Genomic DNA, 20,995 nt, shown 5'->3' on the forward strand with positions numbered 1-20,995 from the left:
CCTGTGCCTGGCTATTAGTCAGCGGGCACGCCGGGGTAAGGCGAGCTCAGTCAATGAGTGGGTTGATGCGCCGGCGACGGGCTTACGCGGTTCCTGCTGCGCGCGGGCGTCTTCGAGATCGAGGGTCACGCCGGCCTTGGAATTGCCCTTGGGATTGAGCAGGTAATGCGACAGGGCCGGGATCAACACCAGTGCACCGAGCATGTTCCAGAGGAACATGAAGGTCAGGAGAATGCCCATGTCGGCCTGGAACTTGATCGGTGACCAGGCCCAGGTAATCACCCCGGCGGCCATGGTCAGGCCCACCAGCGCGACGACTCGGCCGGTGAAATCCAGCGAGCGACGATAAGCTACCGCCAGGCTGCCACCCCGTTCCTGCACCGCCAGTTGCACACTGAGCAGATACAGCGCGTAGTCCACACCGACACCGACACCCACGGCGATCACCGGCAAGGTGGCCACCTTGAGGCCGATCCCCAGCCAGACCATCAACGCCTTGCAAATGATCGTGGTCATCAGCAGCGGAATCAGTGCCACCAGGGTTGCGCGCCAGCTGCGGAAGGTCAGCAGGCAGAGCAACGCCGTGGCGCCGTACACCGCCAGGTACATGGTGATGATGCCCTTCTCCACTTCGATATTGGTGGCGGCCTCGATACCGGCATTCCCCGCGGCCAGCAAAAACTCAACCGGTTGTTCAGCGCCAGCGGCGGTGTTGTTTTCCTTGGCGAACGCCTCGGAGACTTTCAACACTCGGCTCAGGGTGTCAGCCTTGTGGTCGGCCAGATAAGCAATCATCGGGGTCACAGAGCATTGCTGATTGGTGATCCCCGGGGCGGAAATCATCGCCGCATCCACCGCCGAGTTGGTGATCGCCTGGTCACGGCTGATGCTCAGCCATTTCGGGCTGCCTTCGGCCATGCCGGAACTGATCATTCGTACGGTTTCGGCCAGCGACTGCGTGGTTTGTACACCCGGGGTCTGGCGCAGGCGCCAGGCCAGCTTGTCCATGCTTTGCAGCGATTGGTACAGACGGCAGCTGTCTTCATTGGTTTTCATGATGACCACGAACTGATCACTGGAAAGACCGTAATGACTGGTGATGTAGGCGTTGTCGCGGTTGTAGCGCGAATCGGCACGCAACTCGGGGGCGCCGGGGTCCAGGTCACCCACCTTCAGGTGCATCATCACCACACTGCAACCCAGGGTCACCAGCAGCGACAGAGCGATGACCGCCGTGGCCCACGGACGTTCGGTGAAGCGGTCGAGGCCGCGCCAGAGACGCCCGAGCAGACCACGATTGGCTTCGCCAGCCTGGTCTTTGGCAATCGCAAAACGCGCGGCTTTTTGACTGACACCGAGGTAGGACAGCGCCACCGGAATCAACAACAACTTGGTGAAAATCAGCACGGCGACGCCGATGCTGGTGGTCAGGGCCAGGTCGCGGATCACCGGAATATCGATGATCACCAGCACGGCAAAACCGACAATATTGGTCAGCAGCGCAGTCAGGCCGGTGAGGAACAAGCGGCGGAAGGTATAGCGCGCAGCCACGTATTTATGGGTGCCACGGCCGATGTCCTGAAGGATGCCGTTCATCTTCTGGGTGCCATGGGAAATACCGATGGCAAAAATCAGGAACGGCACAAGAATCGAGTAAGGGTCCAGCTCGTAGCCGAGGATTTGCATCAGCCCCAGCAACCACACCACGCCCGCCACCGCCACGCTCACCAACAGCAACGTGCTGCGCAAGCAACGGGTGTAGAAATAGACAAACAGCCCGGCGATCACCACCGATGCGCCGAAGAACAGCATCACCGAATACAGGCCGTCGATCAGGTCGCCTACCAGCTTGCTGAAGCCGACGATGTGGATGCCCACCTTGTCGCTTTCCAGCGAGCGAATCTGCGCTTCCAGTTGCTTGGAGAAATCACCGTAGTCCAGTGGTTTTCCAGTCTGCGGATTGGTGTCGAGCAACGGCGCGACGATCATGCTCGACTGACTGTCGTTGGCCACCAGATTGCCGACAATGCCGGCGCGCATGATGTTGCGGCGCAACGCTTTGATCGACTTGTCGCTGCCATCGTAATCCGACGGCATCACCGCACCGCCATCAATGCCCTCCTCCGTCACTTCTTTCCAGCGAACGATGGGCATCCATAGCGACTTCATCCAGGAACGGTCGATACCCGGGATCAGGTACAGGGTGTCGTTGACCTTCTGCAGCGCCAGCAAGTAATCGGCGTCGTAGATATCACCGGTCTTGTTTTCCACCACCACGCGAATGCTGTTACCCAACCCCGGAAGCTGGTCTTTATAGGCCAGGTAGTTCTTGATGTAGGGGCTGGAGCTAGGGATCATTTTCTCGAAGCTGGCATTCACCTGGAGCCGTGTCGCAAAGAAGCCCAGCACCACAGTTGCGAGCAAGCAGGCAACGACGACCACCATGCGATGACGGAAAATCACCCGTTCAAACCAGCCCCCGGAGCTCTTGTCAAAGTCCTCCAGGTTGGCAATCACTGGCATCCCGCTGTTGAATTTTTGCTCGACCATTTTTTCTTCTCGTAGGGGTATCGTGCCGACGGCGTCAGTTGGCCTGGGCGATATCGATGACCTTGGCGCCACTAAAGCGCGTGACAACCAGGCTCCCGGCCTGATGGGTGGCACTGGCTGCATACACCTCGCCCACTCGTGCATCCGCCAGCGGGGTGACCTGCAAACTCTGTCGATCGACGCTGACCAGCTGCCCACCCTGGCTCACGACGATCAAGGCGTTGCCCTGCTCGACGATGCTGACCAGGCTGCTATTGAGGTTGGTTTCCACGGGTTGCCATTGCTGGCCGTCATCACGGCTGGCAAACAGATTGCCGCGCAGCCCATAGGCCAGCAGCAAATGGTCGTAGGCACGGACGCCGAAATAGGTGCCGGTGTAAGGCGTATCGATTTTCACGAATCGTTGTTGCTGGCCATCCAGGCGTAGCAACAGCCCCTGTTCACCACTGATATAAACAGTGCCCGCGTGCTCGGCCAGGCCATACAGGTGCATGCGCCGGTCGTTGTCACTGCGCTCGATCCACGGCTCCCAGTTCTGGCCGTTGTCCGTGCTGTGCAACAACAGGCCAAAGGCACCCACGGCAAAACCGTTGCCTTGGGCATCGAACATCACGTCCAGAAAGGGGGCGGCCAATACGCCCGGGGTCGCCGAGTTCCCGGCGGCCATGGCAACTTCCTTGAGCACCAGTGCTGCGGACTCATCGCCTTTTTCGGCGCGCGGGCCGTAATAAGCATTGAGCAACGTCAGCAGGCGGCGCCCATCAAGTTGCACCTGCCAGTGTTGACCGCCATCGGTGGTGTGCAGCACCAGCGCATCGTGGCCGACGATCCAGCCATTGCGTTCATCGCGAAAGCGTACTTGCACCAGATCGCCGGACACCGGACTGTCAACCTGCTGCCAGGTCAGTCCGCCATCGGTGGAACGCTGGATCAGCCCGTGCAATCCGACACTGATCAACGCGTCCCCAGCCTGGGCAACCGACAGCAAGGGTGCAGGCAAGTGTTCGTCCACCTGCAACGCCGGCACGTCCAGCGAATCAGCGGAAGAGGTGACGGCGCAATAGGCAGGCGCCGTCATCCATGCACTCACGCCGACGGCCAACGCAACAGCAAGCAGCAGACGCGAGGTGGAAAAAACAAAAGAAGCAGGGCTAGGGTTAGTCATTATTTTTATACCTCAACCATCCAGCACGACAAAACCCGCCTGTTCTACCCGTCAGGTTCGATGCGCAAACCGGCGGGCAGAACAGGCGACACACATCAGCGCTGGGTAACTCGGGCCACGATGGCTTCAGGGTTCATGTCCCGCTCGGAAAGCGGTTTGTCGATGAACTTGTAGCCCCCTTTCAGCCCATCGTTGAGCAACGCGTACATGCCTTTGTTGAAGTCATAAACGACGTTCTTCACGTTGTAGGGAATGTTCTTGTCATAAAGCTGCACGCCACTGAGGAAGATCGAGCGATACAACGCGCCGCTCTTGTCCCAAGCGTCATACAAACCAACACCGAAGGTGTCTTCATCCAGGTAATAGGTGCGTTTGCTGTAGACGTGGCGCATGCCCGGCTTCAGGTTCGCCTCCACGACCCACACCCGATGCAGCTCCCAACGCTCGTTGGCCGGGTTGGCATGGTGCGGCATGAACTGGTCTTCCTGCTTGGTCCCGAAGTAGAACTTGTAGGCGTTGTACGGGATGTACATCTCTTTGCGGCCGACCAATTTGTAGTCGAAGCGGTCCTGGCTGCCGGAGAACATTTGCAGTTCGTCGAACAGTGTTACACCGCCCTGACTGGCCACAGGTGTATCGAAAGCAAACTCCGGCGCCAGTTTGACTCGACGCTGACCCGGGGAGTAGCTGAACGAGCGACGGGCCTTGGCCAGAGGATCGAGGAAGTCAGTCAACACCACGACTTCACCGGAGCGTCGCGCCGGATAGTCATTGCGCGAGAACACCCGGGCATACATCAGGGGATCACGGTCCGCCTGGGTAACCTGATAGTACGGCGTCTCTTCAAACGTCGCCTGTTCGGCAGTCTTGGTGATCGAACCATTGGCATCGATTACCCAACTGTTCGAAGACGAGGTCGTCGAGTAGCCAGTGCCGATCTTGTAGCGCACTTGCTGGTTCCACATCACTTCGTTGCCGTTCTTTGGAATCGGGAACGGCAAGCCGCCACGGCAGGCAGGATCGACCGCCAGGCCATCTTTCTGGATCTGACAGCTGCTGGCATTGCGAACGGTGGCGTCCAGCACCGCCTGTGGATAGGCAGTGGTGCGGTGGCTTGGGTAAATGTCGATGTAATACGTCGGGTACTTCTTGATCAGGGTCTTTTGCCCTTCACTGAGTTTATCCGCGTACTGGTCGACGTTTTTGGCGTCGATGCGAAACAGTGGCTTTTCATCCTTGAACGGGTCGACCCAGAACCCGCTATCCGGTACGAAACCGGCCGGTGCCTTGGTCAGGCCACCGTCATAGGCAGGGATGGTGCCCTCGGCGTTGCCCGCCTTGATCGCCCCGAAAGGGGTGAGGCTTTTGCCCAGCTCCGAGGCATCACCGCCCGCCGCCAGGGTGTAGGTCGCCATGCTCATCAGGGCAATGGATAAGGCAAGTTGTCGTTTCATGAACACGTTCTCCGATTCTTATTGGATTTGTCAGAAGGAGGTTTTGAAAGTAAATGCCAGCCAGCCACGGTCAGTGCCGCCGACGTTGCCGTTGCCGGAGACAGTGCCATTGTTCAGGGTTTTGGTTTGCGCATCAGTATCGGCATAACGCAGGCCGAACTCATACAGTTGGGCGTAGGTGAGTTTGACGCCGACAGAGTACGACAACGCGCCTTCGCTGCCGCCGCCGGCCGTCGCCGCGTTACCATCCAGGCCGTAGTTGACGGTGAGCGGAACGTCCATATCCCAGGACGGGAAGATTGAAATGTACTGCGGGGTGTAGTTGACAGCGACAGCGTAGTAATTCTTCGTCGAGCAACCGTCGGACTCACCACCAGAATTGGCGACGCGTGGCGTGTTGCCATTGACGCAACCGGCCTCGCCCACACCTTTGTACAACTCTTCGTGTTCGGTCACCCGGTCCAGGTGGCTGTAAGCAAACTCAGCGACCAGCGTGGCGTTATCCGAAATGAAGTTGCGCGGCACCCCGTAAACGGCGTTGGCGATAAAGTGGATCGTGTCGCCACGAGGACCTTCTTCATCCAATGGATCGACACCGGTGGCGTTCAACGCGCCATTCATGCGATAGGACAACTCAGAACCCACCGCCACGGTATTGAACACCCGGGCAAAGCTCAGACCCGCCAGCTTCACGCCGCGTGGGTAGACCACTCGATAAGAGCCAAGTGCGGCTTTGACTTCGGGGGACAACCAAGGCTGGTAGTCGTCGAACTGACGGTAGTAGGCGCCAAAGGTCGATTCAATTTCTTCGACGTTGAGCTTACCCATCACACCCCAGTTCTTGCCGTCACGTCCGAAGCGCGAGTCCTGGCGTTGCAGCGTTGCGCCGTTGGCAGCCACCGGCAGCTGGTCCGGGCCTTCGAACAGCGGGTCCGCTGCACCGAAATAGGTACCGCCATAAGGAATCCGGGTAGGTTGCCATTCATAGAAGTACTGAGCGGCAAGCGAAAGGTGATCAGTCACCTGAGCCTTGGCGGAGATTTGACCAAGCGGCAGGAACACTTCCTTGGTTTCGATACCCGGACTGGTGGAGGCTTTTACGCCATCGCTTGGGGCTTGGGAATAAGACACGGCATGCGCGCCGAACAGCAGGCTCTCGCCCCAGTAGTTCGTGTGGCGGCCGACTTTCACGTTGACTGGCGTATCGCCGAGGTTGAAGTTGCGCCACACGAATGCATCGAGAATTTCGCCCGAAGGCCCGTGCATGTAGCGATCCACTTCATCGCTGTATTTGTTGTTGTGGTAGCTGGTGGCAAAGCCTGGAACGTTACTGCGAACGTCGTCGTCAGCATAAGCCTGGTCAAACCAGCCGGCAGCACTGAGTCGGGCGCCCCATTCGTTGAGGTAGGAGAAATCGAATTCACTCAACACATCGAGGCGATTTGTCACAATATCGTTTTTGTCGAACTTCCCGTCTGATTCGTCGAAGTTCGTCGTTCTCATGATGTTGTGGTCCTGACTATCGGTCCGCATCCCCAGGTTGTAACGGACCGTATTGTCCCAACGCACACGGTAGTCTGGGTTCGACATGTCGAACGAGGCCGCCATCAAACCCTGTGCACTGCCAACCATCAACAGCGTCAGAGCACCTTGAGTCAGCACCCGCCGACCCTGCTTGGTCTTCACATTCATACACACTACCTTTTATTTTTATTTTCTGTCGTTAAGTGCGTTCAAACAGTCATTCCAGCGATCTGCGAAACCCCACAGGATCGATGCAAGTCCCGCCTGGACAGTCCGCTCAAGAGGCCTGGCACGCTCCAGGACTTCTTTCCCCTTCAGCTGAAAGCCACCGTAACGGATTAGAATTCAAAATTCCACATAAAGATTGCAGTTCTCTATTCAGAATTATACCCGCGAATTCCTGATGCCACGATTCAGACAAAGGTGCCGTCAGGAGCAATACTGCACACAAAACACATAAACGTTCAAATAATCTTTGACGGTTTTCTTCTTTAGGCTTTCAATAGCCCCGGCAGACCCACTGAATACGGGGCGTTTGGCTAGAAAAACGGCACATGAACCGGCAGAAAAAAAACAACAGGAGCCACCATGAACATTGATTTGAGTGCAAAGCGCGTGATCATTACGGGCGCTTCTCGAGGCATTGGCCTGGCCATCGCCAAGGCTTTTGCGGCTGAAGGAGCGCGGGTAGCGATATGCGCACGCGATGCGGCAGCCGTGCGTGATGCCGGTGCGCAGCTGGGTGAACACGCCCAGGCGGTTATTGCCCGGGTTGTGGATGTCACCGACAGCGAAGGGGTGAAAGCTTTCGTCGCTGAAGTTGCACAGGCCTGGGGTGGTGTCGATGTGCTGGTGAACAATGCGGGTCAAGGCCGTAGCGGCAATATCGATACCCTCACCCCGGAAGCCATCCTCGAACATGCCAACATTCTGCAGATGGGGCATTTCCGCTTCGTCCAGGCCGTGGTGCCGTTCATGCGTGAACAGCGATGGGGGCGAATCATCGAAATAAACGCCCTGGCCGGCGCGATTCCGACACCTGACGGTATTCCTTCGGTGATCAACCGCGCGTCGTGCATCGCCCTCTCCCGCTCGTTGGGCATGTCCCTGCCCAAGGACAATATTTTGGTCAACAGCCTGAACATGGGCTGGATCGACACCGGCCAGTGGGATCGTCACTACAAAGAGATGGGGCCGGGCGTCACTCGCGAGGAGTTCGACGCCATGGTGATGAAAGTCGTGCCGCTGGGACGCTACGGCAAACCTGAAGACGTAGCGGGTATGGCGCTGTTCCTGGCCAGTGAATACGCCAGTTTCATCAGCGCGGCCTCGATCGACATTGCCGGGGGCATGGGCGGGCAGATTGCCTACTTCCCGACGCTCAAGCGCGATTTTGCCGCAGCCATTGCCGCACGCAACGCTGCCGGCGAGTAACGCGCGCACGGCCGAGCATTCATTGATCGCCGCGAAAGCGGCGTTGGTCCCGGTGCGCTCAACGCACCCTCAACGTTGGCGCCCCCGTGATGAATTTGCTGTTACCTGTCCTGGCTACACTGATCTGGGCTGCCAGTACGGTGGTCAATCGTCTGTCGGTGGGGGTGATCGATCCCGCGGCCATTTCTTTCTACCGTTGGCTGACTGCATTGCTGGTGTTGTCGCCAGTGTTGTTGCCCAGGGTGTGGCGCTTGCGTCGCCAGATCCGGCCGCATCTACTCAAACTGTGGTTGCTGGGCCTGCTCGGCATGTCGCTTTACCAGTCGCTGGCGTATTTCGCGGCGCACACTGTCAGCGCCACCTCTATGGGTCTGATTTTGGCGACCATGCCACTACTCACCGTGCTGCTGGCCTTCCCGGTACTCAATACCCGACCGACCGCGACGCTGCTGGTCGGCACCCTGGTGTCATTTGCCGGACTGACCTGGTTGCTGGCGGCAGGCGACTTGCCCTCGCTCTGGCAGCATGGCGTGGGCCAGGGTGAGCTGATGATGTTGCTCGCATCATTGTCGTACGCGCTGTACTGCGTGCTGGTGAAACGCTGGCAGATTCCCCTGCCGACCTGGGAAAGTCTGTATGTGCAAATTATCTGCGGCACCCTGCTGCTGGTGCCGCCATTCGTCTTGGCGCCGTCGATCGCCCTGACGGCCAGGAACATCCCGCTGGTGCTATTCGCGGGGCTGTTCGCCTCAGCACTGGCACCAGGACTATGGATGCGCGGCCTGCAAACACTCGGCGCAGAAAAAACCGCCGTGCTGATGAACCTGGTGCCGTTGTTTACCGCCGTGTTGGCGATCGTGTTGCTCGGAGAAACACTGCACCTGTACCACGCAGTGGGTGGCGGCTTGATTTTGCTGGGGATTGGATTGGCACAATGGAAACCCGCCCGGGTTTTGGCCCGGGCTGCGACCTAGGCGACCAGCAAGGACTCTCGCAGTTTTTGCAAGCCCTCAGTGCTCAAACCACTGAAACGCTGCAGATAGGCATCCAGCCCACCATACTCGGCCTCGATCACCGCATAAGTGGCATTCAAGTATTCGGGGCGGGCATCCACCACCGCGTCGAACGCCGCTTCGCTGACCGTCTGGCCCACCATCCGGCTCACCGCATGTCTCATTGCCTGTTGGCGCTCAATGCTCAGCTGACTGAAACGCCGGGCCGAACGTAAATAGTCGGTCATGATGTGTTCAGGTTCGACGCCCAAGGCGTGTAACAGCAGCATGATCGCCACGCCGGTGCGGTCCTTGCCCGCCGTGCAGTGAATCAGGACCGCCCCATTGCCGTGCGCAAACAACTCAAACAACGCGGGTAACAGGGGCGCCAACATTCTCGGCAGTCCCCGGTAAACCTCCAGCATCATGCCCCGCGCGCCCTCCTCCAACGGGTTGTCCGCCAACAGGGAGGCAATACGCGGATCGGCACGGACATCACCGACGACCTCCAGGTGAAGGTCCTGGATTGCACTATCAGGCAAGCGGTTCGGGTAACGTTCACGCTCGCCCGCACTGCGTAAATCGCAGACAGTCTGCAACCCCAGCCGCTGGAGCGTCTGCCAGTCTTCAGCAGTCAAACCATGCAACTGGTCTGCCCGCAATAAAACATCTGCGCCAATGCGCCGACCACATCGGGTAGGCATTCCTTTCAAGCTGCGAAAGTTATCGGCGCCTTGCAGGCGGAAATCTTCCTCACGGGACATGCTCAACTCTCCAATAAGTGTTGATACGCTTGCGTCAACGGACGTGCGCCCTGCCCCAGTGCCGGTGTCCGACGCGGCTTACGGCCATGGGTCAGCAAGCGCAGAGTATCGAAATCTTCAGCGGCGGCGAAGAACCGTTCCACCATTGGCAACCCGGCCTGCCCCCACTCATCCATGTTCGACATCCAGGTCTGCATCCCCCAAACCGGCCAACGACGCAACTGTTCCCAGGCAGCGTCCTGGCCCAGCACGCCTTCGGCCCCCAGACTGATCAATTTTTCCCGGTACACACGCAACAGATTCTGTGCATCCGTACGGCGTTCCGCCACCGTCAGCGCACCGAGCATGAAATACGCGACATCACGCCATGGTCGGCCACGCCGGGCCAGTTGCCAGTCCAGCCAGATCCGCTGGCCGTCACTGCGTAAAAAACTGTTGCCCTGGTGCGAATCGCCATGGATCAGACAGCTGGGTGAAGTCTGCTCCAGTTCGAAGGCTGCCAGCTCATCGAAGGCATGGCTGAACAGCTCAGGCGTCTCGTACATCCATTTCGGCAGCAGTTGTTGGTACTCGGGTTTGCGCAGATTGACCTTGATGTAGTTGTACATGCGCAGCAGACCATCGCTGTCCACCGGGTTGGCCATCGAGACCGGCAACCAGCGCTGTTCCTGCAACTGCGGACTGTTCCAGGTCGCCGCATGCACTGTCGCCAATGACTCCAACCCCTGGGCAACACCGTCCACGCCAAGGTGATCGGTGCTATGACCAAATTGCCCGGCGGCCAGACCGAGGTCTTCCATCATCACGACACCTCGGCCACCGCCATCGGCGTCCCAGTCGGTGAAAAAGGTGGTCGGCAATGGCGCGTCGGACCAGCCGCGCGCCAGATGATACAAGCGCGCTTCCAGTTCACAGATATCGCCGCTTTCGAAACCCTCGGACCAGTTCGACTTCAGGCACACATGCGCAGGAATGCCCGCACGCTGGCCGACCTCGTTCAACTCAAGCCTGGCGCGCAATTTGGTGGTGTGCCCGTTACGGACCTCCACCGCGGTCAACGCCAGGACCTCGATGCCTGGATAACGCGGCTGCAATAGCTGCGTGAGCCAGGCTGCGGTGATCTCACTCAGTTGCCGAGGCAATCGACCTGTGCGCTGCGGGTATGGCCGCCCGGCGGCCATGTCCAGCAGGCTGTCCGTCACGGTGTCAGCACCCGGCCAGCGTTGCTCGGAACCTTCAGCTTGAGGAGTTCGATCGCATTACCGCTACGAATTCGTTCGCGGTCTTGAGCCGACAAACCCAGCCCCTCGGTCAGATCGCCATGGTCATAGGCACCCCCAAAGTTGGTGCCGTACAACAGACGCTCCGCCCCCACTACCTCCGCAACGCCACGCCGCAGTCCAGGTGCATGCACATCGAGGTCGAAGTAGAAGTTCTGCATGTAGTCCATCAACGGACGCTGGTTGCGCGAGTCAGGTGCCATGGCCCGATTGAGTTCGCTCAGGCGACCCAACTGGAAAACCGCCATGCCACCGGCATGGGTGATGTAGGTTTTCAGGGTCGGGAATACATCCAGCGCGCCGCCACAGATCAAGTACCAGAAGAACAGCGTTTCATCGACACAGTCACCCACGATGGAGGTGGTTTCGAACTTGTCGTCAGTGTGTTTTTCGCCCCAGTAAATCGACTGGTTGAAGCCGTGCACCATGATCGGCACGTCCAGCTGAACGAGCTTTTCCCAGACCGGGAACAAGCGTTCATCGTGAGCTTCCAGGCCATTGAAATTGGCCCCGCCGACGCACACGCCCTTGGCCCCTAACTGAGTCACGGCGCGTTCGATTTCCTTGGCCGCGTTCAGCGGATCGGCCAGGTTGGCGTGGCACCAGAAATCGAAGTGGTCGGGATCGGCCCGGCAAAATGCCGACAACTCGTCGTTGCAGATACGCGCGTATTCGTTGGCGAAATCGCCTGCCCAATACATGAAGCAGTGGGACGGCGTGGACATCACCAGTTTGTCGACCCCTCGTTCGGCCATCAGCTTTCGACGGCTGGCGTGGGTCATGCGCGCGAGAATATTGGCCTGCGCCTCGGCATCGGTCGCCGCTTTGGCCGGTTGCTTGGTGCCGAGGGAAAAATGCCCCACGGTCAGCCCTTGCACCTTCATGAACGGCCCCCAGAACTCATGGCGGTTCAGCATGCCCTCAGTCAGCAAGTGGGCGTGGACATCAATCAGCATGGCGTTCTCCTTGTTGTAATAAGCCAGCAGACCGAACGACCGATTGGCGGGGCGTCCGGATCGATTTAAGGGATAAATGCGTCACGCCAAATATAAACATATTTTAAATATGTGTTCAGTTAATTATTAATAAAAAAGCGGATCCCGAACACACACAAACCAGCGCTTTCGGAAAATCAGCCAAAAAAAAGCGGCCCCCTCAGGCCGCAAAAGCGTGTTCACTTGATGCAATCAGCGTTGCGTTTCCTGGGAAACGATCGACTCCGGTTTCATGTCGCGCTCGGACAAGGGTTCGTCATGCACCTGGTAGCCACCCTTCAAGCCATCGTTTAGCAGTGACCACATACCTTTGTTGAAGTCGTAACTGACGTTCTTCACTGTGTAGGGCAGGTTTTTGTCATACAGCTGCACACCGCTCTGGAACAGCGCGCGGTACAGCACCCCGCCTTGGTCCCAGGCGTCATACAGACCGGCACCAAAAGTATCTTCGTCAAGGTAATAGGTGCGCTTGCTATAGACGTGGCGTTTGCCCGGTTTCAGTGTCGCCTCCACGACCCACACCCGATGCAGTTCCCAGCGCTCGCAAGCCGGGTTGGCGTGGTGGGGCTGGAATTGTTCTTCCTGGCCGCAGCTGAAATAGAACTTGTAGGCGTTGTAGGGAATGTACATTTCCTTGCGACCCACCAGTTTGTAATCGAAGCGGTCCTGGCTGCCAGAGAACATCTGCAACTCGTCGAACAGGTTCACCCCACCCTGGTTGGGCACTGGCGTGTCATAGGAGAATTCCGGCGCCAGCTTGATGCGGCGCATGCCCGGCGTGTAGCTCCACGCGCGACGCGGCTGGGTTTGGGGGTCGAGGTAGTCGGCGAGGATGATCAGTTGCCCGGCGCTGCGGGCCGGGTAGCTGTCCAGCGCCCAGGCGCGGTAGTACAACTGCGGATCCCGATCAGCCTGTTTGACCTGGTAGTACGGGGCCTCCTCCATGGTGGCGGACTCGGCGGTCTTGGTCACCGAACCCCGGGAATCCACGACCCAACTGTTGGACGACGCCGTGGTGGTGTAGCCCGTGCCCTTGTAGCGCAGCACCTGGTTCCAGATAACCTCGTTACCGTTTTGCGGCAGTGGAAACGGCAACCCACCCCGGCATGCCGGGTCGACAGCCAGGCTGTCCTTGGTGGTATGGCAACTGCTGGCGTTGCGCGTGGAGGCATCGAGTATCGCTTGCGGGTACGCCGCGGTGCGGTGACTCGGGTAGATATCCAGGTAGTAGTCCGGGAATTTATTCAGCAGCATTTTTTGCCCACCGCTCAGCCGGTCGGCGTATTGCTCCATGTTTTTGGAGTTGATGCGCAACAGCGGTTTTTCATCCTTGAACGGGTCGGCCCAGAATCCGCTGTCTGGTTTGAAACCGGCCGGACTCTGCTTCAGGCCTCCCGTGTAAGGGGGAATGCTGCCATCGGCATTGCCCGCGATAATCGCGCCAAACGGTGTCAGGGTTTTGCCGATCTGTGCGACCTGATCGGCCGGTGCCGCGGCCTGACTGCAGGTGGCGATGCTCAACAGCGCCACCGCCCATGCAAATTGTCCTTTCATAAACAGGTACTCCGTTTCTTGGCTTATTTAGAGGGAGGTTTTAAAGGTGAAGGCCAGCCAGCCACGGTCAGTTCCGCCCACGGCGCCGTTACCACCGACGGTGTCGCCGGGAACGTTCTTGGACTGGGCGTCGGTGTCTGAGTAACGCAGGCCGAACTCATAACGCTGGGCATAGGTCATTTGCACGCCGGCAGACCAGGTCAGGGAGCCTTCGTTACCACCGCCGGCGCTGGCGGCGTTGCCGTACAAGCCATAGTTGACGGTCAGCGGTACGGTCATGTCCCAGGACGGGAATACCGACAGGTATTGCGGTGTGTAGTTGACGGCAAAGGCGGCATAGTCACGGGTCGAACAACCGTCGCTCTTATCCCCGGAACCCGGCGTGCCCACACGTGGATCGACGCAGTTAGGGCTGTTCTCCCCCAGATAAAGCTCTTCGTGCTCGGTCACTTTGCGCAGGTGGCTATAGGCGAACTCGCCCACCAGCGTCGCGTTCTTGGCGATAAAGTTGCGCGGTACGCCGTACACAGCGTTGGCGACAAAGTGGAAGGTATCGCCGCGTGGTCCTTCGTTGTCGGTGGGATCGACGCCCACTGCGTTCAAGGCACCGTTCTGGCGATAGGAAATCTCGCTGCCTACCGAAACGGTGTCCAGTACCGTAGAAAGACTCAGGCCGACGAGTTTGACGCTCCGTGGGTACACCAGTCGATAACTGGCGGTAGCGGCCGAGATTTCCGGCGCCAGCCAGGGTTGGTAGTCATCGAACTGGCGGTAGTACACACCCACCGTCGATTGAATTGCATCGACATCGTACTTGGCCATCACCCCCCAGTTGGCAGAGTCACGACCGTATTTGGATTTCTCCCGGTTGAAGGAGAACCCTGGCGCTACCGGCAAGCGATCCGGACCTTCGAAAAACGGGTCGGCCGCACCGAAGTAGGTACCGCCGTAGGGAATGCGGGTGTAGTCCCACTCATAGAAATACTGTGCGGCCAGGGTCAGGTTGTCGGTGGCCTGGGCCTTGACGGATATCTGCCCGATGGGCAAGAACACTTCCTTGGTTTCGATACCCGGACTGGTCACTGCCTTGGCACCATCGAGCGGCGCTTGCGAGTAGGAAATGGCATGGGCGCCGAACAGCAGTCCCTCACCCCAATAGTTGGTATGGCGACCGATCTTGACGTTTACCGAAGAGTCGCCAAGGCGCAGGTTCTTCCAGACAAACGCATCGAGTATTTCCCCCGACGGGCCTTCGACATAACGCTGCGTTTCCGAGCTGTAGTGATCGTTGTAGTAGCTGGTCTGGAAGCCGGGGACATGACTGTGCACATCATCGTTGTGATACGCCTGGTCATACCAGCCGGCGGCGCTGAGCCGCGCGCCCCAATCCTTTTTGTAGGAGAAGTCGACTTCAGTCAGCAGGTCGACACGGTTGGTCATGATTTCGTTCTTGTCGAACTTGCCGTCCGATTCATCGTAGTTGGGGTTGTTCATGATGCGTGAGTCCTGCCCCTCCGTACGCATCCCCAGGGTGTAGCGCACGGTATTGTCCCAACGCAGGTGAAAATCCGGGTTGGTCAATTCGATGGGCAACGCCATCGCCGCACCACCGTAGCCCAACGCCATTTCCCCCACTGCCAGCAGTACCATCGCCCGCTGGGCTCGCATGCGCCCCTTTTTACTCATGTGTTTCATGCAAACCACCTTTTGTTTTTATTGTCAGTCGTTTCGTCTGCGCCCCCGTTTGAGGGCGTCCTGGCTAGCGCCCGATGGGGTAGATGATGGATTTTTCCTGGGTGAACTCTTTGAGCCAGTTCGGCCCGAACTCGCGGCCCAGCCCTGAACGCTTGAAACCGCCGATGGGGGCATAAGGCAGGCTGCCGCTGCCTCCATTGAGGTACACGCTGCCCGCACGAATGCGTCTGGCCAGGGCGTAGGCCGTCGCGGCATCTGCCGAGGCCACGGCGCCATTGAGGCCAAAGCGCGAGTCGTTGGCGATGGCCACGGCTTCGTCGTCACTGTCGAAGCCGATCACCACCCCCACCGGCCCGAAGATTTCTTCTTGCGCGATGAGCATGTCGTTGCGCACGTCATCGAACAGCGTGATGTCGCTAAAGAAGCCTTGGCTCAGGTGTGCAGGTCGCCCGCCGCCACACACCAGAGTGGCCCCCGCATCGCGGCCACTGGCAATGAAATGCTCGACCTTGGCGCGCTGCGACGCCCGGATCAGCGGCCCCATCATCACGCTCGGGTCCGCTGGATCGCCGATTTTCCATTGCCCGGCGATGGCTTTGGCGCACTGCACAAATTGCTCGCGTACCGAGTGGTGCACCACAAAGCGCGTCAGCAGCGCGCAGCCCTGCCCCGCATTGACCGCCAGCCCGGCGACGGCCCCCAGAGCGGTGGCTTGAATGTCGGCATCGGCACGTACGATCAATGCCGATTTGCCGCCCAGTTCCAGGTGCACGCGCTTCAGGGTCGGCGCCGCCTGACTCATGATGCTGACGCCCACCGCTTCGGAACCGGTGAACGAGACCATGTCCACCCGTGGATCGCTGCTCAACAGGCTGCCCACCTCAATGCCGCCGGTGACAATGTTGAGCACCCCCTTGGGCAAGCCGACCTCTTCGGCGATCTGACCGAACAGCAACGCCGAGAACGGGGTGAATGGCGAAGGCTTGAGCACCAAGGTGTTGCCGGCCAGCAAGGCCGGAAACACCTTCGCCACGTTGAGCAGAAACGGAAAGTTGTAGCCGGTGATGCCGGCCACCACGCCAATGGCCTCACGTTCCACCGTGCCGCTGCCGAGAATCATCGGCCCCGTCGGGTTGAACGGGTTGGGATTGGCCTGCACTGGAATCTGCTGGCTGTCGCTGTGCATCGACTGCTCGATGGCCGTCAGCACATGGCCCAGCGGCATATCCACCTGCATGGCGTACGTCACGCCTTGCGAGCAACCGACTTCAGCGATGATCAGCGCAGCGATCTGTTCACGCTTGGCCACCAGAGCGGCGTGCATGCGTCGCAGATAACCGGCACGTTCGGCCATGCTCAGCCACGGCCACGGACCGTTGTCAAAAGCGTTGCGTGCGGCGGCAATGGCCGCCTCGGCGCTGTGCAGATCACCGGTGGGCGCATGACCGATCACCGCTTCTGTGGCTGGGTTGATCACAGCTTTGAGCGGGCCGTCGACACCCACCCACGCGCCATCGATGTACAGCTTGTCCAACTGGGTAAAGGGAACACTCATGGTGCTGGAGCTCCTGAGATTTTGCCGGTGATAAGTTCCGCGGCGCGCATGGCGATGGCCATGGCCGGGGCGTTGGTGTTGCCGGAAACCAGGCACGGCATGACCGAGGTGTCGACCACCCGCAGGCCCTCGACGCCACGCACACGCAGTTGAGGGTCGAGTACTGAGGCGCTGTCGGCCCCCATGCGGCAGGTGCCGGAGACGTGAAAGGCGGTCTGCCCGAAGCGGCGGAACGCGGCAAGAATTTGCTCGTCACTCTCCACCTGCGGCCCGGGTGTCAGTTCACCGACGATGAATGGCTGGAGTACCGGTTGCGCGGCCAGGCGGCGGAACCAGCGAAACAAGGCAATCGCTGAAGTGCGGTCGATTTCGGCGCTCAGGTAATTGGCGGTGATCTGCGGCGGTACCGAGGCGTCCGTCGATTGAATACGCAACTCACCCTGGCTTTGTGGGCGCAGGAAATAGCCGCCGATGGTCAGGCCAGGCTGCTTGTCGATTTCGACCTTGTTGCCATCGCCGTCCATGGAGTAAAGGCTGACGCCAATTTGCGCGTCCGGTCGATCCAGTTCCGGGCGTGTTTTGATAAATCCGCCGGCCTCGTGGGCGGCATGGGTCATCGGTCCTTTTTTGCGCAGGAAGTACTGCGCCACCGCACCCAGCAAACCCACCCCATGGAAGCAATGGTTGAAACTGCCGCGGGTGACCCGGTACTGCATGGCCATGTACACGTGCTCACGCAGGTTGCGACCTACTTCGGGGGCGTCCTGCAGCACGTTGATTCCCAGCGAGCTCAGCAGTCCCGCCGGGCCGATGCCGGACAGTTGCAGCAACTTGGGCGACTCGATAGCACCGGCGCACAACAACACCTCGCGACGCACCTCGAAACGGGCCAAACCGTTACTGCCGCTGACTTTCACCGCACAGGCACGACGATCGCTGAACTCGATGCGTTGCACATCAGTGCCGGTCATGACCGTCAAGTTCGGCCGTGCGCGCACCGGGTCGAGGAAGGCTTTGGCGGCACTGAAACGCTGGCCCTTCCAGGTGGTTTGCGGTTGATAGCCAAAGCCACCCTGACTGACCGAGTCGACATGATTGGTGTCATCGGTGCGCGCCGCGCCAAGCTCGCCTGCAGCACTGATCACCGCATCGCACAGAGAGTCGCCAGACGGGTGCACCGTCACTTTGAGCGGGCCTCCGACGCCCCGCCATTGACTCTTGCCCAGTTGGTGGTCTTCGAGGGCAACGAACTGCCGGCCCATGTCTTGCCAACCCCAACCCGTGCAGCCCTGCGCTTCCCAGTTGTCGTAGTCGGCGGGTGCACCTCGCACATAGACCATGCCGTTTACCGAGCTGGAACCGCCAATTGTCTTGCCCTTTAACCACTGCTCGTCGCTCATGCCCTCGCCGCGCGCGGCCTTGTAGCTCCAGACATGAGGGTTACCCGGGTTGAGCAGTTTGCCAATGCCGCGTGGCATGGCAATCAACGGACTGGTGTGATCCGGACCGCTCTCGATCAGCAGCACCGAAACGGTCGAGTCGGTCGATAGTCGATTGGCCAACACGCAGCCCGCTGACCCCGCACCAATAATGATGTAGTCGTAAACTTTGCTCATTTTGTTCTTCTTTTGCTGGTTGCTTTAAGCCTTCGCTGCCAGGTCAATCAGCTTTCGGCCGATACCTGTCGAGGTTCAGCGGGTGAATCGCGCACCTCGATAATCCGTTCCGGACAGGCCCGGGCGCCCCGTTGCGCCAGCCCCTCTTGCCCGGCAGGCACGCTAAAGCCGCTGCTCGCGATGTAGCCGTTGTCATCGAGCGGATACAGCGCAGGCGCGACGTTGTTGCAGCGGGCATGACCCACGCAGCCGGATCGATCGATCAGCACCTTCATGCGCTGGCCGCCTGTTGACTGGAGGGCGTTGCCGCCGACTCAGGCAGATCCCACTGCAAGTGCAGGTCTTCCATGCCAAAAACGCCGAAGGCGTTGAACCTGGGCGTGCTGTTGTCGGCGATGCGAAAAGGTGGCAGCCGTTGCAGCCACAATTCCATGGCGATGCGCAGTTCCCGGCGCGCCAGGTGCGAGCCGACGCAACGGTGTACGCCATAGGAAAACGCCATGTGCGGCGATGCACCGGCACTGCGCTGGAAGTCGACTCTGTCAGCCTCGTCGAACACTTCAGGGTCAAGGTTGGCCAGCTCTGTGCTGATCAACACCCTGTCGCCCTTCTTCATCAGGACATCGCCGATCTGCACGTCGCAGGTGACCGTACGGCGCATGTTGACGATGGAGTAGGAACGCAGCAGTTCTTCCACCGCGTCGCCAATCAATTCGGGGTTGGCCCGCAGCTGAGCCTGCTGTTCGGGGTGGCGTGCCAGATGACGGAAGAACAGGCCCAGGCAGGACGTCACTGTGTCCAGGCCAGCAATGAATATCAGGAAATTGATGCCGAGCATTTCATCGTCAGTCAGCGGCCGGCCATCGATCTGGCTGGTGAGCAGATAACTGGTGAAGTCGTCACCGGGGTTGGCACGACGCTCGGCGATGTGATTGCGGATCCAGGTGGTAATGGCCCGCGCGTTGTCAGTCACCGTTTGCATGTCGAAGCTTTTGATCAGCGTCTGCGTCCAGTGCTGGAACAATGGCCGGTCTTCCAGCGGCCAGCCCATGAGGGTCAGGAAGATCAACGTCGGAAACGGTTTGGCGAACGCCTCGTTGAAATCACAGCGGCCCTGAGCCGCCACCTCGTCGATCAGTTGGTTGGCCAGCTGGCGAATGTCCTGCTCCAGCGCCTCGACCTTTTTCTGCGTGAACAACGGGTTGAGCAATGCGCGGTATTTGCCGTGTTCCGGCGGGTCGATTTCCAGCGGCGCCAGGCGCCAGCTTTCACCGAGCAACATCGCATAAGGCGTGAGGCCGACACTGCTGAAAGTCTGTGGATCCTGCAGAATGCGCCGCAGGTCCTCGGCCCGCCGAGGCACCCAGGTACCCGGCAAAAAGCCCAAGCGCGGAATCCAGAAAATCGGTGGGGTCGTCTGGTGCAGCGCGGCTGCCCAGGTATAGGCGTTTTCGCCCTGGGAGGTGAGCTCAGCCCACAGATCGAAGTCGCATACCAAGTGCATGGGGATATGCGCGGGAACCGGCGTGGACGTATCAGCGGGGTGGTTCATTATTGTTCTCCAGGGTCTCTGACGGACTGGAGAAACGGTAAGGCCGGAGCATCGAAGCCACAACGGACAGAACTTCAAATCTGTACGGCATCCCAGGAATTAATTAACACTTTCGTTGAAAATGTTCTAAAACATACCTTATCGGTGTAAAAAATCCTCTGTCGCTGATGACCGATCATCGCCGGGCAACCCCTGCCCTGCGCCAAGACACTAATAAAAATAGATCTGCCGAGGTACAGAATGTCTCACTTCGCTTCCGTGCAAATTGTCGATAAAAGCCACTCTGGACAACGCCACGCGTTGCGTTCTCAACGCACCCGTGAACTGCTGCTGGACCACATGTATCGCCTGGCTCTGGAAAAGGGCTACGAAGGGATCACCGTCCAGCAACTACTGGACAGTACAGGCGTGGCACGCTCCACCTTTTACGCGCACTTTCGCGACAAGGAGGACCTGATCGTTGCCGGGTATGAATTCATTGGCGTGCCCTCAACCAAGGTCACCGAGGTGGATGGCGACCGTCGTGTCCTGCTGGATGTTTCAGCCTGGCTGTTCAGCGCGACCGAACGCCACGCGGCGTTGACGACCGCGTTTTTCAGCGGGCCGGGGCAGAGCGTGATTCTCGCCCACCTGGAAAATATCCTGATCATTCAGGTGCGTGAGCATTACCGCAAACAAGGTCTGTACCAGGTCGAGCATATGCGTGGCGAAGCCGCGGTACGCTGTTTCGTGGGGGCCTTGATCGGGCTGTGGTTGTGGTGGGTGCGCCACGACTATCCGAACTCGGCGCAAGAAATGACCGAGACATTCGACAGCCTGATGAACAATGGGACCTGGCCGCCAGACCATACCGCGCGCCAATAGC

General features: G+C 59.3%; 16 protein-coding genes. 3 read left to right on the forward strand and 13 right to left on the reverse strand.

What is annotated here, in order from left to right; all coding sequences use genetic code 11:
• Positions 1–18 precede the first annotated feature (18 nt).
• The 4 genes from BK660_RS05165 to BK660_RS05180 form a co-directional block, all read right to left on the reverse strand.
• Positions 19–2,550, reverse strand: a complete 2,532-nt coding sequence (locus BK660_RS05165; RefSeq protein WP_123432365.1) for an efflux RND transporter permease subunit — start codon at positions 2,548–2,550, stop codon at positions 19–21.
• 34 nt (positions 2,551–2,584) lie between these two features.
• Positions 2,585–3,715: a YCF48-related protein gene (locus BK660_RS05170; protein ID WP_123432366.1), complete on the reverse strand. Its 1,131-nt coding sequence runs from the start codon at positions 3,713–3,715 to the stop codon at positions 2,585–2,587.
• A gap of 95 nt (positions 3,716–3,810) precedes the next feature.
• Entirely contained in the window at positions 3,811–5,169 is a 1,359-nt protein-coding gene (locus BK660_RS05175; protein ID WP_123432367.1) for a DUF1329 domain-containing protein, read from the reverse strand.
• A gap of 30 nt (positions 5,170–5,199) precedes the next feature.
• Complete coding sequence (locus BK660_RS05180) at positions 5,200–6,861, reverse strand: DUF1302 domain-containing protein (protein ID WP_123432368.1); 1,662 nt, start codon at positions 6,859–6,861, stop codon at positions 5,200–5,202.
• A 420-nt stretch (positions 6,862–7,281) separates the two neighbouring features.
• On the opposite strand from BK660_RS05180, the gene BK660_RS05185 reads away from it, so the two are divergent.
• Positions 7,282–8,127 carry an SDR family oxidoreductase gene (locus tag BK660_RS05185; protein WP_123432369.1) on the forward strand — a complete coding sequence of 282 codons (846 nt, stop codon included), beginning with the start codon at positions 7,282–7,284 and terminating at the stop codon, positions 8,125–8,127.
• A gap of 89 nt (positions 8,128–8,216) precedes the next feature.
• On the forward strand, positions 8,217–9,101 hold the full coding sequence (locus BK660_RS05190; protein WP_123432370.1) for a DMT family transporter: 885 nt from the start codon (positions 8,217–8,219) through the stop codon (positions 9,099–9,101).
• On the opposite strand, the gene BK660_RS05195 is transcribed toward BK660_RS05190, so the two are convergent.
• The 9 genes from BK660_RS05195 to BK660_RS05235 all read right to left on the reverse strand — a co-directional run bounded on the left by BK660_RS05195 (position 9,098) and on the right by BK660_RS05235 (position 20,130).
• Positions 9,098–9,883 (reverse strand): tyrosine-protein phosphatase, encoded by a 786-nt coding sequence (locus BK660_RS05195; RefSeq protein ID WP_123432371.1) that lies wholly within the window; start codon positions 9,881–9,883, stop codon positions 9,098–9,100. The genes BK660_RS05190 and BK660_RS05195 overlap by 4 nt on opposite strands.
• A 2-nt stretch (positions 9,884–9,885) precedes the next feature.
• Positions 9,886–11,085, reverse strand: a complete 1,200-nt coding sequence (locus BK660_RS05200; RefSeq protein WP_123432372.1) for a phosphotransferase — start codon at positions 11,083–11,085, stop codon at positions 9,886–9,888.
• On the reverse strand, positions 11,082–12,119 hold the full coding sequence (locus BK660_RS05205; protein WP_123432373.1) for an amidohydrolase family protein: 1,038 nt from the start codon (positions 12,117–12,119) through the stop codon (positions 11,082–11,084). The genes BK660_RS05200 and BK660_RS05205 overlap by 4 nt, the downstream gene beginning before the upstream one ends.
• Before the next feature lie 231 nt (positions 12,120–12,350).
• Complete coding sequence (locus BK660_RS05210; protein ID WP_123432374.1) at positions 12,351–13,712, reverse strand: DUF1329 domain-containing protein; 1,362 nt, start codon at positions 13,710–13,712, stop codon at positions 12,351–12,353.
• A gap of 27 nt (positions 13,713–13,739) precedes the next feature.
• Positions 13,740–15,407, reverse strand: coding sequence for a DUF1302 domain-containing protein (locus BK660_RS05215; protein WP_123432375.1), 1,668 nt, complete (start codon positions 15,405–15,407; stop codon positions 13,740–13,742).
• A gap of 64 nt (positions 15,408–15,471) precedes the next feature.
• Positions 15,472–16,962: an aldehyde dehydrogenase family protein gene (locus tag BK660_RS05220; RefSeq protein ID WP_123432376.1), complete on the reverse strand. Its 1,491-nt coding sequence runs from the start codon at positions 16,960–16,962 to the stop codon at positions 15,472–15,474.
• Complete coding sequence (locus BK660_RS05225; RefSeq protein ID WP_123432377.1) at positions 16,959–18,578, reverse strand: GMC family oxidoreductase; 1,620 nt, start codon at positions 18,576–18,578, stop codon at positions 16,959–16,961. The genes BK660_RS05220 and BK660_RS05225 overlap by 4 nt, the downstream gene beginning before the upstream one ends.
• 47 nt (positions 18,579–18,625) lie before the next feature.
• Positions 18,626–18,853 (reverse strand): ferredoxin, encoded by a 228-nt coding sequence (locus BK660_RS05230; RefSeq protein ID WP_123432378.1) that lies wholly within the window; start codon positions 18,851–18,853, stop codon positions 18,626–18,628.
• The gene (locus tag BK660_RS05235) at positions 18,850–20,130 is read right to left on the reverse strand and encodes a cytochrome P450 (protein ID WP_123432379.1); all 1,281 of its coding nucleotides are present in this window, start codon (positions 20,128–20,130) and stop codon (positions 18,850–18,852) included. Before BK660_RS05235 ends, BK660_RS05230 begins: the two co-directional genes overlap by 4 nt.
• Before the next feature lie 240 nt (positions 20,131–20,370).
• Here BK660_RS05235 and BK660_RS05240 point away from each other — a divergent pair, with 240 nt between their 5' ends.
• Positions 20,371–20,994 (forward strand): TetR/AcrR family transcriptional regulator, encoded by a 624-nt coding sequence (locus BK660_RS05240; protein ID WP_123432380.1) that lies wholly within the window; start codon positions 20,371–20,373, stop codon positions 20,992–20,994.
• The last annotated feature ends 1 nt before the right edge of the window (position 20,995 follow it).

It is taken from the genome of Pseudomonas brassicacearum, assembly GCF_003732265.1.
Classification (GTDB): Bacteria; Pseudomonadota; Gammaproteobacteria; order Pseudomonadales; family Pseudomonadaceae; genus Aquipseudomonas; species Aquipseudomonas brassicacearum_D.